The following is a 15,452-nucleotide window of genomic DNA, read 5'->3' as shown; positions in this document are numbered from 1 at the left end:
CACTGCCGCACCGGGCCGTGTCTTGATTAACCTGTTGGCGGAGGCGCGAAGGATGCGCCTCCGCCCCTGCTGCCCCGACCGGTGCGCAGAAGGGCTCCTGCTAACCGAGGAGTGACCACCTCCGGCGATGGACGGATCGTCCTGCAGTACCTGCGCCGCCCCCTGCCGACATAACGCGGACCCTGTCCGCGACCGTGTGGAGGCGGCGGCATCATGACCACCCCCCTGCTGCTCCTGGCAGCCGCATTCCTGCTGATTCTCGCCAACGGGTTCTTCGTGGCGGCCGAGTTCGGACTGGTGACGGTCGAGCGGCCGGAGGCTGAGAAGGCCGCCGCCGAGGGCGACCGGCGCGCCCTCCGCGTCGTCGAGTCGCTCAAGGAGCTGTCCTTCCAGCTCTCCGGCACTCAGCTGGGCATCACCATCACCTCGCTCGTCGTCGGCATGCTCGCCGAACCGGCACTCGCCGAGTTGCTGCACGGCCCGTTCACCTCGATCGGCGTCCCCGAGGGGGCCGTCTCCGGTGTCACGGTCGTCGTCGGCATGCTGCTGGCCTCCGCCGTGCAGATGGTGATCGGCGAGCTCCTGCCCAAGAACTGGGCGGTGTCCAGACCGCTCCAGGTCGCACGCTTCGTCGCGGGTCCGCAGCACGTCTTCGCACGGCTGTTCCGGCCGGTCATCGCCGGCCTCAACGCCGTCGCGAACCGGCTCGTGCGCGCCCTGGGCTTCGAGCCCGCCGAGGAACTGGCCTCCGCCCGGACCCCCGGCGAGCTCGTCTCCCTCGCCCGCCACTCGGCCCGGGCCGGCGCCCTGGAACAGGACACGGCCGACCTCTTCGTGAGGACCCTGTCGCTCGGCGAGCTGACCTCGCAGCACGTGATGACGCCGCGCGTGAAGGTGAGCGCCCTGCAGTCCTCGGCCACCGCCGAGGACGTGGTCAACCTGACCCGCGCCACCGGCCTGTCCCGCTTCCCCGTCTACCGGGAACGGATCGACGAGGTCGTCGGCATGGTCCACCTCAAGGACGCACTGGCCGTGCCCGTCCAGGACCGGCTGCGCACCCCCGTCGGCCGCATCGCCCGCCCGGCGCTGCTCGTCCCCGAGACCCTGCCCGTGCGGCCGCTGCTGGCGCGCCTGCGCAGCGAGCAGCCCATCGCGGTCGTCGTCGACGAGTACGGCGGCACCGCCGGTGTCGTCACGCTGGAGGACATCGTCGAGGAACTCGTCGGCGAGGTCCGCGACGAGCACGACAGGCACGACCTGCCCGAGCTGGCCTCCGCGCCGCCCGAGGACGGCAGGCCCGCCTGGGACGTCGACGGCAGCTGCCGGATCGACGTCCTGCAGCGTATAGGCCTCGACGTACCCGAAGGCCCGTACGAGACCGTCGCGGGTCTGATCGCCGACCTGCTGGGCCGTATCCCGGCCGTCGGCGACAAGGCGGAGCTGCCCGGCTGGCGGCTGTCGGTGCGCCAGGTCGGCCACTACCGCGCCGAGCGGGTGCGGCTGGTCAGGACGGCCCCGGTCGCCGTGGTGGAGGCGGCCCGATGAGCGTGCTCCAATTGACCTTCGCGGCACTCCTGGTGCTCGCCAACGGCTTCTTCGTCGGCGCCGAGTTCGCGCTCGTCTCCGTACGCCGCAGCCAGATCGAACCCCTCGGCACCGCCCGCTCCCGACAGGTCCTCTACGGCCTGGAGCGACTGCCGCAGATGATGGCGGCGGCCCAGTTCGGCATCACCATCTGCTCCCTCACCCTCGGCGCGGTCGCCGAGCCGACGGTGGCGCATCTGCTGGAGCCGGTCTTCGAGTGGATCCACCTGCCGCAAGCGGTGATCCACCCGCTCGGCTACGTCATCGCCCTCGCCACGGTCGTCTTCTTCCACCTCGTCATCGGCGAGATGGTGCCGAAGAACCTGGCGATGGCGGCCCCCGAGAAGGCCGCGCTGTGGCTCAGCCCCGGCCTGGTCTGGTTCGCCCGCTTCTGCAAGCCGATCACCGCCGCCCTCGGCGCCTGCTCCCAGGGCATCCTGCGGCTCTTCCACGTCGAGCCCAAGGACGAGGTCGAGGCCGTCTTCACCAGCGAGCAGCTCAACCGGCTGGTGGAGGACGCCGGGCAGGCGGGCCTGCTCGACCCCGAGGAGGCCGAACGCCTGGAGGACGCCCTGGAGTTGGGCTCCCGCCCGGTGACGGATGTCCTGCTGAAGCGCGAGTCCCTGGTGACGGTCAGCCCGTCGGTCACGCCCGGCCGTATCGTCGAGCTCACGGCCCGCACGGGCTACTCGCGTTTCCCGGTCGCCGCGGACAACGGTGCCTTCATGGGGTACCTGCACGTCAAGGACGTCCTAGACCTGGAGGACTCGGACCGGGCCGTGCCGCAGCAGCTGTGGCGGCCCATGACGACACTCAGGTCCGAGCTGCCGCTGGACGACGCGCTCACGGTGATGCGGAGGGCGGCGACGCACTTGGCCCAGGTGGCCGACGGGTCGGGCAAGGTGCTCGGGCTGGTCGCGCTGGAGGATGTGCTGGAGCTGCTGGTGGGCGAGGTGCGGGACCCGGCGCATCGGGAGCTGCGCGAGGTGAAGCTGACCGAGCCCAGGTCCGGCGAGGAGGTGCTGGCGACGTAGCCGGGGCCGGGTGGGGGCCGGCCGGGCCGTCAGAGTCCGGACGGATCCTGCGGCCCCCGCCCGGACAGCACCTCCCCGTACGCCTGCATCAGGTCCGGCAGCCGCAGCGTCGCCAGGTCCTCCCTCCCCAGCACGCCGGGATACACGGACAATCGCAGATCCCGGTACGCACAGCTCTTCTCGTACAGCGTCCGCAGGAACCGCCCGTTGCCCAGCTCGTCGACCCACCCCTGGTCCACCACGTGCCCGGCGATGGACCGCAGCTCGTCGAGGGCGTCCTCGTCCCACAGGTCACCGTTCTCCGCCGCGAGCACCTTGCCGATCTCGGTGAGTTCGAGGGGCCGGTAGGAGGGGAAGTCGACGCGGGTGGTGAAACGGGACGACAGCCCGGGGTTCGCGGCGAGCAGGCGGTCCATGCCCTCCGGGTAGCCGGCCAGGATCACCACGAGATGGTCGCGGTTGTCCTCGGCCCGCTTCAGCAGCACCTGGAGCGCCTCGTCGCCGTAGGCGTCCCCCTTGCCGTAGCCCGAGTTGGACAACGAGTACGCCTCGTCGACGAAGAGCACGCCGCCGAGGGCGGAGTCGATCAGTTCGTTGGCCTTCACGGCCGTCTGCCCGAGGTACTCGCCGACGAGGTCCGCCCGTTGTGCCTCCACGAGGTGGTCGCCGCCGAGCAGTCCGAGGGCGTAGAAGACACGGCCGAGGATGCGGGCGACCGTGGTCTTGCCGGTGCCGGAGGGGCCGGAGAAGACGAAGTGGCGTTTCGGCGGCTGGACCGGCAGGCCCTGCCCGGCCCGCAGCCGGGCCATGTTCAGCTGCGCTGACAGCGCCTTGACCTGGCGTTTCACCGGCTCCAGACCCACCATGCGCTCGAGCTCGGCGAGCGCCTCCTCGAGTAAGGCGGGGTCGGTGGGCCCGGTGGGCAGGGAGGGAGCCGGGCCGGTCCTCTCCCGGACCGCCGGGCCGGCCACCGGCGGCAAGGGAGCGGAGGCCGGCGGCTCGGGGTCGGACAGTCGCAGGTCACGTCCCTCCGTGCCGAAGAGCGGGTCGAACCCGTCCGGTCCGTCCAGGACGTCCTGGCCGGCTCCGGTGAGCGTGATCGCCGCGAGGTCGGCGGAGTCCTCGTACCCGTCGCCCTCGGCTATCGCGGTGAGCCGGGCCGAGGTGTCCATGAAGGCCGGGTCGACGCGGTGCACGGCCCGGTAGAGGGGGAGCGCTGCGGCGCTGCGGCCGGTGCCCTCGTGCGCCCGGGCCAGCCAGTAGCGCAGCTCCTTGCGCTGCGGCTGCTCACTGCGGCAGCGCATCAACGCCGCGGACAGCAACGGTTCGGCCTGGCCGTACATCTCCAGGCGGACCCGTGCCATGCCGCCGAACAGGCCCGCCTCGATGCCGAGCATCGGATCGTCGAGGAGCGGGTCGGTGTGGTGGAGCAGCTGCTCCCAGTCCTTGACCAGGTAGGCCCGGCAGGCGTGCAGGAAGCGGACCTGGTGGTCGGTGTCCACCGGCGGCACCCCGGCGAGAGCCCGGTCCAGCTCGGGGACGTGGCGGCCGTCCAGCCAGTGCGAGGCGTGCGCGAGCAGCAGGTCGCGGGGGCTCTCCAGGACGGGCTGTACCCACCAGCCCAGCCAGTACCAGGAGTTGAGGGTGCGGCGGTAGCGGGTGCGCTGCTCCCCGAAGCGGTCGCGGTGGTGGAACATCTTCAGCAGCGCGGTCGTCGTGTCGACGCGCAGCGCGTGCAGCCCGAGCCAGCCGTCGGCCATCCCGGGGTCCATCCGCACGGCGGCGCGGAACTCCTCCTCCGCCTGCGGATAGGCGCCCATGGTGTAGGCATCGATGCCTCGCAGCCAGGCGAGGTCGGCCGGGGCCTGAGGGCCCTGCGTGCCGAAGTCCATCACGTCCCCCACGAACCGTGCCCCCGTCGGTATGCCAACGAGCCGTCCCCCGGTCGACTGCCCTGCTCGAACCGCTGTGCCGCGGACGGGAGTTGCAGCGTGCGCGAAGCGACCGTCCGCAGGTCGCGACGAGGGCATCGTACCTGCGGGGGCGGCGCGCCCGTAGGGTGCCGCCCAGGCCGTTCGGCGAGGTGGGAGACGATGTGGCGTACTCGCGCATCGTGACCGAGGGTGATCGGTTCACGCCGCGCGGCGGCCGGAAAACCGGGAGAAGACAGAACGAAGCCCCCGATCACGGGGGAACAACCGGGGGCTTCGTGTCTGTGGGCGGCTCCGAATGGCCGCGCATTGAGAACGTAAGTCCTGTACGGCCCGCCGGTCAAGCCGAGTTGAAGCACTTCGGCAAGTCGTCCCGCAAGGCCCTTCGCGAGTTCAGCGCGCTGGGGGCGGTCCGTCACCCTGCGTGAGCCGCTGGTCCGGTCCCACGGTCCCCGCAGGTCCCGGAAGTACCTCGTACCCCCCTTCTCGCTGCCGCACCAGGAGATCGGCGAACGGCCGCGAGGGATCGTCGGCGAAGTGCCGGCGCTCCGCCGGAACCCATCCGTCCCAGAAGTCGCGCTGCTCCTCCCCGTCCCGTGCGCGTCCCCGCGCCCAGGCCTCCTCGCCCGGCAGTTCCATCCACAGCAGCAAGGCCAGGTGGGGGCGCAGCACCCGGCGTCCCGCGCCGACGCCCTCGACGAGGACCACCGGGGCGGGCGGCAGGGGGCGTGGGGGACCGAAGCGGCCGGTTCGCCAGTCGTAAGGGGCGTAGTGGGCGGTCCGGCCGTGGGAGAGCGGTTCGATCACCTGGTCCAGCAGGCGTCGGGTCCAGGCGAACAGTTCGTCGTGGCTGGCGATGTCGTCGAGGCCCAGTACCGGCGCGCCGCCCAGCTCAGCGGCCAGCTGCCCAGCGAACGTGGACTTCCCGGAGCCGGCGTGCCCGTCGACACCGACGAGCCGGACCGGGCCGCAGGAGGGGGAGAGGCGGCGGATCCGGGCGGCAAGATCACGGACGGCGGACCCCGGTGCGGGGCGGAAGGGCGGATTCATCTCGCGCAGCACTCTAACGACGGTGCCGGCGGCGGGTGCCACTGGTCGACGCCGATATCGGTGGGCGTGGCGCGCGTCGAAGTGCTGGCAGGGCACCGCGGGCTGTGCTCATATGTGGCGCACACGTGTGTGACCGACCGTGCAGCGGACCTGCCCACCCTGCCCGACTCCGACATCCGGGGGTCCCCGCCATGCGCAGAGCCGAACAGCCGTCCCGCAGAACCGTCCTGGCCGCCGCGATCGCCGCCGTCGCAGCGGGCACGGGCCCGGCGGCCGCCGATCCAGAGGCATCCATGACGACCGACACCGCCGACCCCGCCCGGGTGGCACCTGCCCGCACCGTCGACAACCGGGCGTGGCTCTCGCACGGCGACTGGCAGGGCGGCACCGCCAAGGGCACCCGTGCCGTCGCGGGCGCCCGCCCGGGCGTGGCGATCGCCGAGCCCGCGGGGACCACCGACTACACGGACCCGCACACCGGCACCACCGCCCGCTGGGAGTACGGCACGTGGACGTCCCCCGTGCACAGGCTCACCGTCCCCGCGACCGAGGCGATCGTCTCCTGGAACGCCCACACCCCCGCCGGCACCTGGATCCAGGCCGAGCTCAAGGGCACCTGCACCGACGGCACCAGCACCCCCTGGTACGTGATGGGTCGCTGGGCAGCCGGCGACCAGGACATCCGGCGTACCTCGGTCGACGGCCAGAGCGACGGCAGGAGCACCGTCCGGACCGACACCCTGGCGATCGACGACCCGTCGACAGGGCTGCGCCTCGCCTCCTACCGGCTGCGCCTGACGCTGTACCGCAAGCCGGGCACCGGGGCCACGCCCACCGTGTGGCGGCTCGGCGCGATGGGCTCCGACGTGCCCGACCGGTTCACCGTCCCGGCATCCGCGCCCGGCCTCGTGAAGGAGCTGATCGTCCCGCGGTACTCGCAGGAGATCCACACCGGCCGGTACCCCGAGTACGACAACGGCGGCGAGGCCTGGTGCAGCCCCACTTCCTCCCAGATGATCATCGAGTACTGGGGCGGCCGGCTGACCCCCGGGCAGCTGGCCTGGGTGGACCCGTCGTACACCGATCCGCAGGTCTGCCACGCCGCCCGGTTCACGTACGACCACCAGTACGCCGGCTGCGGCAACTGGCCGTTCAACGCCGCCTACGCTGCCACGTTCAAGGATCTCCAGGCCGTGGTCACCCGGCTCGGCTCGCTCACCGACCTGGAGGAGCTGATCGCGGCGGGCATCCCGGCCATCACGTCTCAGTCTTTCCTGAAGGAGGAGCTGACCGGCGCCGGGTACGGCACCGCCGGGCATCTGATGACCGTCATCGGCTTCACCGCCGAGGGCGACGTGATTGCCAACGACCCTGCCTCGGAGAGCAACGCGGCCGTGCGGCGCGTCTACCGGCGGCGCGAGTTCGAGAACGTCTGGCTGCGGACCAAGCGGTACAACGCCTCCGGCAAGGTCGTCTCCGGCACCGGCGGCGTCTGCTACCTCTACTTCCCGGCGCGCCCGACCGCCGCCCAGCGCAAGGCGCTGGCGGCCTTGGGCGTCCGTGTGTGACCAAGCTCTCGGCCGCAAAAGCCGCTCCGGGTGGCAAGGTGGACAGAACTTCGGGGGAAGTCCGTCCGTACCACCGAGCCAGCGAGAAGCCATGACCGCGTACTCCGCCACCGCCACCCGCGTCCGCACCGGCGGCCCTCAGGAAGACGGCCCGAAGATCGTCGAGCACGTCATGGGCTGGGCCCTCGTCGTGGTCGTCGCGATGCTCGTGACCCAGCTCGGGCTGCTGTGACCCCGGTCCGGCGTGCTGCGGCCTGACCCACGACCCGGCACTCCGGCCTGCCATACTGCGGATGTCCCACCCCGCCCGTTGAGACCAGGGTCGAAATTGAATATCAGCCCACAGCCTGCCGCGCGCCCCAGAGCCCGCGGTACCGAGCGCTCGATGGCGCGCCGTGCCGAACTCATCGCCATCGGGCGCAGGTTGTTCGCCGACACGTCCTACGACGCCCTGTCGATGGACGACATCGCCCGGCAGGCGCACGTCGCCAAGGGGCTGATCTACTACTACTTCCAGTCCAAGCGGGGCTATTACCTGGCCATCATCCAGGACTCGGTCAGCGAGCTGATCACGCTGGCCGCGAGCGGTCTCGAACTTCCCCCGGTAGACCGGGTCCAGCGCACCGTCGACAGCTATCTGCGCTACGCCGAGCACAACCAGGCCGCCTACCGGACGATCGTCAGCGGCGGCGTCGGTTTCGACACCGAGGTGCACGCCATCCGCGACGGGGTGCGCGAGGCGGTCGTCACGACCATCGCCGAGGGCACGTACGGCCGCGTCGACATCACCCCGCTGGCGCGTATGGGCCTGCTGGCGTGGGTGTGCAGCGTCGAGGGCGCCACCCTCGAATGGATCGACCGGCCCGAACTGCCCCGCGCGACCATGCGCGAGCTGCTGGTGAAGACGCTCGGCGGCGCCCTGCGGGCGATCGAGGAGCTGGACCCCGCCTACCCGGCCCCGCAGCCGGCCCGCCGGGGGGCATGAGAAAGGGCGGCGGGCCCGCCGAGGACCTCCGCCCCTCACTCCTCCGCCCTGCTCGATGCCCTTGATCAACTCACCGTTCGACGTGTCGCCGCTCAGCTCCCGGAAGAACGCGCGCCCAGACCTGCCGGCTCTCGCAGGTCGAGGGCAACCGCACCCCGATGACCTTGGCCCCGGCGGTCGGGGCAGTGCGAGCGGCCTTCGAGCTCGCGGCGGCCTCCTGAGCCGAGGTCGCCGCGGTGGCGGAGGTGCCCGCGCCGGCCGGCAGACCGGCGTCGAGGAGCGCGGCAGGCCGTGGGCACGATGGTTCTGCGCGGTGAATCGGTGGAGGAAACGGTAGGAGGACTAGACCAGTTGGGTCAAGGGGCCGGACCGATTTCGCCGCTCCGGACGCCCCCGGCCCTTTCTTGAAGTAAGCGGTCGTTAACTGGTGACGGGATGCCTCCGATCGGGCATACTCACAGCGCACAGCCGCTGGTCAGCAGCTTCCGTGACCCGGGACTGCAAGCATCGGCCAGGCACCAGAGCCACCCGGCGGCGCCGCCCACACCCACGGGCCCGTCCGCCAGTGCCCGACAGGGAGGAGAGCGTCGCCATGCCCGACCGCGCCCCGCAGCCGGTGGACCGGCAACTGCCCACGGAGGAGGCCCGGGACCTGATCTCACTCGTCCGCGACATCGCGCAGCAGGAGATCATCCCGAACGCGGCCGAGGAGGAGGACGCCGGACGCTTCCCCCGCGAACTGTTCACCCTGCTCTCCCGCTCCGGGTTGCTCGGCCTGCCGTACGACTCCGAGTACGGCGGCGGCGACCAGCCCTACGAGGTCTACCTCCAGGTCCTGGAGGAGCTCGCCGCGGCCCGCCTCACCGTCGGCCTCGGCGTCAGCGTGCACTCCCTGGCCTCCTACGCCCTCGCCGCCCACGGCACCAAGGAGCAGCAGGTCGAGCACCTGCCCGCGATGCTCGGCGGCGGCATGCTCGGGGCCTACTGTCTCTCCGAGCCGCACTCCGGATCGGACGCGGCCGCCCTGCGCACCAAGGCCGTGCGCGACGGGGACGGCTGGGTGATCACCGGCTCCAAGGCCTGGATCACCCACGGCGGGATCGCCGACTTCTACACGGTCATGGCACGCACCGGCGAGGAGGGCCCGCGCGGGATCACCGCGTTCCTGGTGCCCGGCGACGCGGAGGGGCTGAGCGCCGCGGCGCCCGAGAAGAAGATGGGCATGAAGGGCTCGCCCACCGCTCAGGTGCACTTCGACGGTGTCCGGGTCTCCGACGCCCGGCGCATCGGCGAGGAGGGGCAGGGCCTCACGATCGCCCTTACGGCGCTCGACTCGGGGCGGCTCGGCATCGCCGCGTGCGCGGTCGGCGTGGCGCAGGCGGCGCTGGACCAGGCGCTGACGTACGCGACCGAGAGGCGCCAGTTCGGCAAGCCGATCGCCGACTTCCAGGGGCTGCGCTTCATGCTCGCCGACATGGCGACGCAGATCGAGGCGGGCCGCGCGCTCTACCTCGCGGCGGCACGGCTGCGGGACGCGGGCCGGCCTTTCGCCCGGCAGGCCGCCATGGCCAAGCTGCACTGCACCGACACGGCGATGCGGGTCACCACCGATGCCGTGCAGATTCTCGGCGGCTACGGCTACACCGCCGACTTCCCGGCCGAGCGCTACATGCGCGAGGCCAAGGTGCTGCAGATCGTCGAGGGCACCAACCAGATCCAGCGGATGGTCATCGCCCGCCATCTCGTGGGTCCAGAGGGACGCTGAACTGGTCGAGGCCCCGCCAGGGCGCCGCGAGCCGCATCCACTCCGGGTCGTGCCGGCCCGGCAGGGTGCGGCCGCCCTCGGCCCAGGTCCGCATCAAGTCGCGGTAGATCGGCGGGTCCTGGTAGCGCGGCGGAGTCGGCCGAACCGATTCTGCGGGCGGCGGGACGTACATGAGGCGCTGACGCCCGGTCGCTGAGGAGATGGGGGTCATACCAGGGCAACGCGGGGGAGGGCGGACAGGTCACCCGAGTGGGCAATCGGGCGTGCGTTCAGGGGCGTCCGGATCTTCGGGCGGCCCGGGGCCGACGTGCTGTCCGGGATCGACGGGTGGCCGGCCCTGCACCGACGTACTGTCCTGCACCGACGTGCTGTCCTGCACCGACGGACGGTCCGGCACCGACGTGCTGCCCGGCATTGACGTACTGCCCGGACCGGCGTGCTGACCGTGTTTCCGGCGGACCCGGACACGCCGGACCCGCACCACGGCGGCGTGCGAGAGCCGTGGCGCGGGGCGGCTACGGAAGTGCGGCGTGCGTGCGGGAAAGCCCCGCGCTCAGGCCGCGCGGCGCATGACCGGGACCCTGATGGGGCGCGAGCCCGGGCCACCGACGTGCGAGAACGGCTGGGTCCGCCAGTCGAGTCCCTGAGGGAGCGTCAACAGCAGGGCGGTGTCCTGCTCCTGAGGATCCACGGACTCGTCGGCGGGGCGGGCGTCCGAGGCCATGCGGCCGGTTCCGGCGCAGACCGTGAGTCCGAACGGGTTCCACGGCGAGGCGCACAGCGCGTGCTCCGGCAGAACCTCCTCGTCCGCCAGCAGGGCGATGGGCTGCGCGCAGTCCGGGCAGACGACCCGGAACATCTCGAAGGTGTCGTAGTCGAGTTCGTCGTCGAAGGCGTCGGGTTCGACGCCCTCCGGCTCGGGCTCGACGATGGGCTGCTGCCGCTTGGGTGCGGTGCGACCAGGGCGCTTAAGACTCTGCATTGGGTTCTCCCCCTCGGGCTGGGCCGTTCAGGCGCTGCGGCCTCGACCACAGCAAGCACTTCCCGTCCCCCCTCGGTGGTAATCACGAGAACATTACGGAGACTGTTCGAGTGCTGTGGCCTTCGTCACACGCCCTGCGCGGGTGTCCACTGCGGCGCATTTGTCCCCCGGAAGACTGACAGCCGGCTTCCGGCCACATCACGAACCGGGCATGATCCGGCCTGCTCAGGTATCCGAGGAGATCAGCCGCACTGTAGGTTCTTGCGCCATGGAGGAGCTGGACCGACAGATCGTGCAGCTGCTCGTCAAGGACGGGCGGATGAGCTACACCGACCTGGGCAAGGCCACGGGGCTGTCCACGTCGGCCGTGCATCAGCGGGTGCGGCGGCTGGAGCAGCGGGGTGTCATCCGGGGCTACGCGGCGGTCGTCGACCCGGAAGCCGTGGGGCTGCCCATGACCGCGTTCATCTCGGTGAAGCCGTTCGATCCCAGTGCGCCGGACGACATCGCGGACCGGCTGGCCGGGGTGCCGGAGATCGAGGCGTGCCACAGCGTCGCGGGGGACGAGAACTACATCCTCAAGGTGCGGGTGGCCACGCCGCACGAACTGGAGGAGCTGCTGGCCCGGGTGCGGTCGTTGGCGGGGGTTTCCACGCGGACGACGGTGGTGCTGTCCACGCCGTACGAGGCGCGGCCGCCGCGGATTTGATCGTGCGGGCCGCAGGGGGCTGGTCGCGCAGTTCCCCGCGCCCCTGGTCGAGGGCGCTGGGCCCAGCCCTGTGAGACTGTGCCCCATGAGTGAGTCCAGTGTCCCGACCGAGACCGTTCTACTCCGCCGCGGAGAGGTGCACAGTCCTGCCGATCCGTTCGCCACCGCGATGGTCGTGGAGCGGGGGCAGGTCGCCTGGGTCGGTTCCGAGGGGGCAGCCGACGCATTCGCCGACGGGGTCGACGAGGTGATCGACCTCGACGGCGCCCTGGTGACCCCGGCGTTCACGGACGCGCATGTGCACACCACCGCCACCGGTCTCGCCCTCACCGGACTCGACCTGTCCGCCGCTCCCTCCCTGGAGGCGGCCCTGACCCTCGTACGGGAATTCGCCGCCGCCCGTCCGGACGACCGTGTGCTGCTCGGGCACGGGTGGGACGCCGCCCGCTGGCCCGGAGGCCGGCCCCCGGCGCGGGCCGAGCTCGACGAGGCCACCGGGCACCGGCCCCTCTACCTCAGCCGGATCGACGTCCACTCGGCGGTCGTCAGCACGGCCCTGCTCGATCTGGTCCCGGAGGCCGGCCGCGAGGACGGGCCGCTCACGGCCGACGCCCATCACGCCGCCCGGTCCGCCGCGTTCGGCGCCGTCACGCCGCAACAGCGCACGGAGGCGCAGCGGGCGGCCCTGGCGCACGCCGTCTCCCTGGGGATCGGCACGGTGCACGAGTGCGCCGGCCCGGAGATCTCCTCCGAGGACGACTTCACCGGCCTGCTGCGCCTCGCGGGGGAGGAGCCAGGGCCGCGCGTCGTCGGCTACTGGGCCGAGCAGGACGCCGCCAAGGCGCGGGAACTGGGGGCGGTCGGCGCCGCGGGGGATCTGTTCGTCGACGGAGCCCTCGGCTCGCACACGGCCTGTCTGCACCAGCCGTACGCCGACGCCGGACACACCGGAAGGGCGTACCTCGATGCCGCCGCGGTCGCCGCGCACGTCGTGGCGTGCACCGAGGCGGGCCTGCAGGCCGGTTTCCACGCCATCGGCGACGCGGCCGTGGACGCCGTGGTGGAGGGCGTGCGCGCCGCCTGCGAGAAGCTCGGTCCGGCCCCTGTCCGGGCCGCCCGGCACCGCGTCGAGCATGCCGAGATGCTCACCCCGGAGTCGATCGCCGCCTTCGCCGAACTCGGCCTCACCGCCTCCGTCCAGCCTGCCTTCGACGCCCTGTGGGGGGGCGAGGACGGCATGTACGCCCAGCGACTGGGGGCGGAGCGGGCCCGGGGACTCAACCCCTTCGCGGCCCTGCTGCGGGCCGGTGTCCCGCTCGCCTTCGGTTCCGACAGCCCGGTCACCCCGCTCGACCCGTGGGGCACGGTCCGGGCCGCCGCCTTCCATCGCACGCCGGAGCACCGCGTCTCCGTACGCGCCGCCTTCACGGCGCACACGCGTGGCGGCTGGCGGGCCGTCGGACGTGACGACGCCGGAGTCCTGGTCCCGGGTGCCCCCGCCGACTACGCCGTGTGGCGCACCGGCGATCTCGTCGTCCAGGCCCCGGACGACCGGGTCGCCCGATGGTCCACGGACCCCCGTTCCGGCACCCCGGGACTGCCCGACCTGACCCCGGGCCGCGACCTGCCCGTCTGCCTGCGCACTGTCGTGGGCGGCCGCACGGTCTTCGTACGGCCGGGCGAGTGATCTACGGGGGTGGCGCGCATGAAGTCGCGCGCCACGCCCCCGGCGCGCGACCTGCGCATCCTCTGCCCTGACCAGGGCTTTGCCGGAAGACGCGCAGGTCGGGCGGCTGTTGAAGGCGGCGCAGGGGGCCGGTAGGTTCGGCCGAGTCCACCACCGGACGCCCGACCGGGGAACGTCCCAGAACGCGCCGCGGCGCCGCCGGGTCAGGGACGGTGTGCCGCACCGGGGCACCGCCACTGGGAGCCAGGCTCAGGCCGGCGCAGCGCCGGGGGAGCGTTCCCGGCCGGTCGGGGAGGTGTGACCCGGGTGGGGCCCGGGCGCTCAGTAGACAACGGCTTTCGGTCGATCCGCAGCCGGCGGATCCCAGGTCGGCCCGAAGGGCTGCCGGGCCCCCATCCGCCGTACGCTGCGCACCGCAGGCGCGCTCTTACCCGCGTCTTGCGGATTCGACACCACGATTCGAACGTCCAGTCACGTCATCGCAGGCCGGGCCCACTATGGTGGACCCCTGCGTATGGACATGAAGGGGCATCAGTGAACGACGGCGACGGAACCCTCGCGGCAGGAGCCCAGGGGAGGAAGTTCGGCCCGCTCGGCACGGCCTTGGTGATCATCCCGACCTACAACGAGGCGGAGAACATCAAGAGCATCGTCGGCCGCGTGCGCAAGGCCGTCCCCGAGGCGCACGTGCTCGTGGCCGACGACAACAGCCCGGACGGAACGGGCAAGCTGGCCGACGAGCTGACCGTCGAGGACGACCACGTCCACGTGCTGCACCGCAAGGGCAAGGAGGGCCTGGGCGCCGCCTACCTCGCGGGCTTCCGCTGGGGCCTGGAGCGCGACTACGGCGTGCTGGTCGAGATGGACGCCGATGGCTCCCACCAGCCCGAGGAGCTGCCCCGTCTGCTCACCGCCCTCAAGAGCGCCGACCTCGTGCTGGGATCGCGCTGGGTGCCGGGCGGCCGGGTGGTGAACTGGCCGAAGTCCCGCGAGGTGATCTCCCGGGGCGGCAGCCTGTACTCCCGGCTGGCGCTCGACCTGCCGCTGCGCGACATCACCGGCGGCTACCGGGCCTTCCGCCGCGGGACCCTTGAGGGCCTCGGCCTCGACGAGGTCGCGTCCCAGGGCTACTGCTTCCAGGTCGATCTCGCCCGCCGCGCGGTGAAGGCCGGCTACCACGTCGTCGAGGTGCCCATCACCTTCGTCGAGCGCGAACTCGGCGACTCCAAGATGAACCGCGACATCCTCGTCGAGGCCCTGTGGCGGGTCACGGCGTGGGGTGTGGGGGAGCGCGTCGGCAAGGTCACGGGGCACGGCGGCAAGCCGTCGAAACCGTAGCCGCCGATCGGGCCGCATCCGGGTCGGCCGCTCACAGGAACAGCTGATCGGGGGCTTATCCCGCGCTGAGCCGGGGCCAGGCACACTGGACGCATGACGACTGGCGCTCAGACCCCCGACCCCGCCCGGCCCCGGCGCTCCCGGCTGCGCACGTTCCTGCCGTTGGGCATCGCCCTGTGGCTCGTGCTGGAGATCTGGCTGCTCACGCTGGTCGCGGGGGCGTCGAACGGCCTGGTGGTCCTCCTCGTGCTGCTGGCCGGCCTCGTCCTCGGCTCGGTGGTGATCAAGCGAGCCGGACGGCGTGCCTTCCGCAGTCTCTCCGAGGCGCTGCAACAGCAGCAGAGCGGGGTGACGCCCGGGACGGCCCGGCCGGACAGCGGGGGCAACGGCCTGATGATGCTGGGCGGTCTGCTGCTGATCATCCCCGGCCTGGTGTCGGACGCGGTGGGCCTGCTCCTGTTGCTGCCCCCGGTGCAGAAGGCCGTGAGCCGTTCCGCCGAGCGCACCTTCGTGCGCAAGCTCAGGCAGGCCGCCGAGGGCACCCTGGGCGGTGCGTTCCAGCAGGCGCGGATGTACCGGCCCGACGGCAAGGTCGTCCAGGGCGAGGTCGTCAGGGAGGAGCCGGGTGGCGACGCCCCGCAGCAGCCGCGTCCGCCGCTGACGCACTGAGGGGTCCTTGCACTGTGCCCGCCCAGGTCCGCGTGGTCTGGTGCCGTGCATCGCAAGGCACCAGACCACACCCCCCGATGCGACGCGCCGAGTGCAAGGACCCCCGAGGGGCCCGGGGGGGGGGTAGACGGGGCCGGGCGGGATACGCGC

The 15,452-nt window shown here is 72.2% G+C and carries 14 protein-coding genes; 10 read left to right on the top strand and 4 right to left on the bottom strand.

Annotated elements, in window-relative coordinates; all coding sequences use genetic code 11:
- Nucleotides 1-213 precede the first annotated feature (213 nt).
- Both ACWD1U_RS18130 and ACWD1U_RS18125 read left to right on the top strand, forming a co-directional pair.
- Nucleotides 214-1,545 (top strand): hemolysin family protein, encoded by a 1,332-nt coding sequence (locus ACWD1U_RS18130; protein ID WP_451108587.1) that lies wholly within the window; start codon nt 214-216, stop codon nt 1,543-1,545.
- Nucleotides 1,542-2,618, top strand: a complete 1,077-nt coding sequence (locus tag ACWD1U_RS18125) for a hemolysin family protein (RefSeq protein ID WP_451108586.1) — start codon at nt 1,542-1,544, stop codon at nt 2,616-2,618. Before ACWD1U_RS18130 ends, ACWD1U_RS18125 begins: the two co-directional genes overlap by 4 nt.
- A gap of 29 nt (nt 2,619-2,647) precedes the next feature.
- Here the strand turns inward: ACWD1U_RS18125 and ACWD1U_RS18120 are convergent, their stop codons facing one another.
- Complete coding sequence (locus ACWD1U_RS18120) at nt 2,648-4,510, bottom strand: AAA family ATPase (RefSeq protein ID WP_451108584.1); 1,863 nt, start codon at nt 4,508-4,510, stop codon at nt 2,648-2,650.
- A 432-nt stretch (nt 4,511-4,942) separates the two neighbouring features.
- Nucleotides 4,943-5,599 (bottom strand): uridine kinase family protein, encoded by a 657-nt coding sequence (locus ACWD1U_RS18115; protein WP_451108966.1) that lies wholly within the window; start codon nt 5,597-5,599, stop codon nt 4,943-4,945.
- A 191-nt stretch (nt 5,600-5,790) separates the two neighbouring features.
- Between ACWD1U_RS18115 and ACWD1U_RS18110 the strand changes: the two genes are divergently transcribed.
- The 4 genes from ACWD1U_RS18110 to ACWD1U_RS18095 all read left to right on the top strand — a co-directional run bounded on the left by ACWD1U_RS18110 (nt 5,791) and on the right by ACWD1U_RS18095 (nt 9,917).
- Nucleotides 5,791-7,167, top strand: a complete 1,377-nt coding sequence (locus ACWD1U_RS18110) for a peptidase C39 family protein (protein WP_451108582.1) — start codon at nt 5,791-5,793, stop codon at nt 7,165-7,167.
- Between the two features lie 91 nt (nt 7,168-7,258).
- Nucleotides 7,259-7,399, top strand: coding sequence for an SCO1431 family membrane protein (locus ACWD1U_RS18105; RefSeq protein WP_451108580.1), 141 nt, complete (start codon nt 7,259-7,261; stop codon nt 7,397-7,399).
- Nucleotides 7,400-7,495: 96 nt separating this feature from the next.
- Nucleotides 7,496-8,152, top strand: coding sequence for a TetR/AcrR family transcriptional regulator (locus ACWD1U_RS18100; protein WP_451108579.1), 657 nt, complete (start codon nt 7,496-7,498; stop codon nt 8,150-8,152).
- 592 nt (nt 8,153-8,744) lie between these two features.
- Nucleotides 8,745-9,917 carry an acyl-CoA dehydrogenase family protein gene (locus ACWD1U_RS18095; protein WP_451108578.1) on the top strand — a complete coding sequence of 391 codons (1,173 nt, stop codon included), beginning with the start codon at nt 8,745-8,747 and terminating at the stop codon, nt 9,915-9,917.
- Here ACWD1U_RS18095 and ACWD1U_RS18090 read toward each other — a convergent pair.
- Nucleotides 9,880-10,128, bottom strand: coding sequence for a hypothetical protein (locus ACWD1U_RS18090; RefSeq protein ID WP_451108576.1), 249 nt, complete (start codon nt 10,126-10,128; stop codon nt 9,880-9,882). The two genes, ACWD1U_RS18095 and ACWD1U_RS18090, sit on opposite strands and share 38 nt — an antisense overlap.
- A gap of 342 nt (nt 10,129-10,470) precedes the next feature.
- Nucleotides 10,471-10,899: a hypothetical protein gene (locus ACWD1U_RS18085; protein WP_451108574.1), complete on the bottom strand. Its 429-nt coding sequence runs from the start codon at nt 10,897-10,899 to the stop codon at nt 10,471-10,473.
- A gap of 268 nt (nt 10,900-11,167) precedes the next feature.
- Here ACWD1U_RS18085 and ACWD1U_RS18080 point away from each other — a divergent pair, with 268 nt between their 5' ends.
- The 4 genes from ACWD1U_RS18080 to fxsA all read left to right on the top strand — a co-directional run bounded on the left by ACWD1U_RS18080 (nt 11,168) and on the right by fxsA (nt 15,302).
- A complete protein-coding gene (locus tag ACWD1U_RS18080) occupies nt 11,168-11,608 on the top strand; it encodes an Lrp/AsnC family transcriptional regulator (RefSeq protein ID WP_006136660.1) in 441 nt (146 codons plus the stop codon).
- Between the two features lie 85 nt (nt 11,609-11,693).
- Nucleotides 11,694-13,295: an amidohydrolase gene (locus ACWD1U_RS18075; RefSeq protein WP_451108572.1), complete on the top strand. Its 1,602-nt coding sequence runs from the start codon at nt 11,694-11,696 to the stop codon at nt 13,293-13,295.
- 534 nt (nt 13,296-13,829) lie between these two features.
- Complete coding sequence (locus tag ACWD1U_RS18070; protein WP_451108570.1) at nt 13,830-14,633, top strand: polyprenol monophosphomannose synthase; 804 nt, start codon at nt 13,830-13,832, stop codon at nt 14,631-14,633.
- A 93-nt stretch (nt 14,634-14,726) separates the two neighbouring features.
- Nucleotides 14,727-15,302, top strand: a complete 576-nt coding sequence (gene fxsA, locus ACWD1U_RS18065; RefSeq protein WP_451108568.1) for an FxsA family membrane protein — start codon at nt 14,727-14,729, stop codon at nt 15,300-15,302.
- Nucleotides 15,303-15,452 lie beyond the last annotated feature (150 nt).

This window comes from Streptomyces sp. NPDC002788, assembly GCF_053592115.1.
This window is presented reverse-complemented; position numbering and strand designations above follow the sequence as displayed.

Bases quoted from the DNA above. Each gene is read 5' to 3' on its own strand.
- ACWD1U_RS18130 (WP_451108587.1), top strand. From the start codon at position 214: ATGACCACCCCCCTGCTGCTCCTGGCAGCCGCATTCCTGCTGATTCTC.
- ACWD1U_RS18125 (WP_451108586.1), top strand. From the start codon at position 1,542: ATGAGCGTGCTCCAATTGACCTTCGCGGCACTCCTGGTGCTCGCCAAC.
- ACWD1U_RS18120 (WP_451108584.1), bottom strand. From the start codon at position 4,510: ATGGACTTCGGCACGCAGGGCCCTCAGGCCCCGGCCGACCTCGCCTGG.
- ACWD1U_RS18115 (WP_451108966.1), bottom strand. From the start codon at position 5,599: ATGAATCCGCCCTTCCGCCCCGCACCGGGGTCCGCCGTCCGTGATCTT.
- ACWD1U_RS18110 (WP_451108582.1), top strand. From the start codon at position 5,791: ATGCGCAGAGCCGAACAGCCGTCCCGCAGAACCGTCCTGGCCGCCGCG.
- ACWD1U_RS18105 (WP_451108580.1), top strand. From the start codon at position 7,259: ATGACCGCGTACTCCGCCACCGCCACCCGCGTCCGCACCGGCGGCCCT.
- ACWD1U_RS18095 (WP_451108578.1), top strand. From the start codon at position 8,745: ATGCCCGACCGCGCCCCGCAGCCGGTGGACCGGCAACTGCCCACGGAG.
- ACWD1U_RS18090 (WP_451108576.1), bottom strand. From the start codon at position 10,128: ATGACCCCCATCTCCTCAGCGACCGGGCGTCAGCGCCTCATGTACGTC.
- ACWD1U_RS18085 (WP_451108574.1), bottom strand. From the start codon at position 10,899: ATGCAGAGTCTTAAGCGCCCTGGTCGCACCGCACCCAAGCGGCAGCAG.
- ACWD1U_RS18080 (WP_006136660.1), top strand. From the start codon at position 11,168: ATGGAGGAGCTGGACCGACAGATCGTGCAGCTGCTCGTCAAGGACGGG.
- ACWD1U_RS18075 (WP_451108572.1), top strand. From the start codon at position 11,694: ATGAGTGAGTCCAGTGTCCCGACCGAGACCGTTCTACTCCGCCGCGGA.
- fxsA (WP_451108568.1), top strand. From the start codon at position 14,727: ATGACGACTGGCGCTCAGACCCCCGACCCCGCCCGGCCCCGGCGCTCC.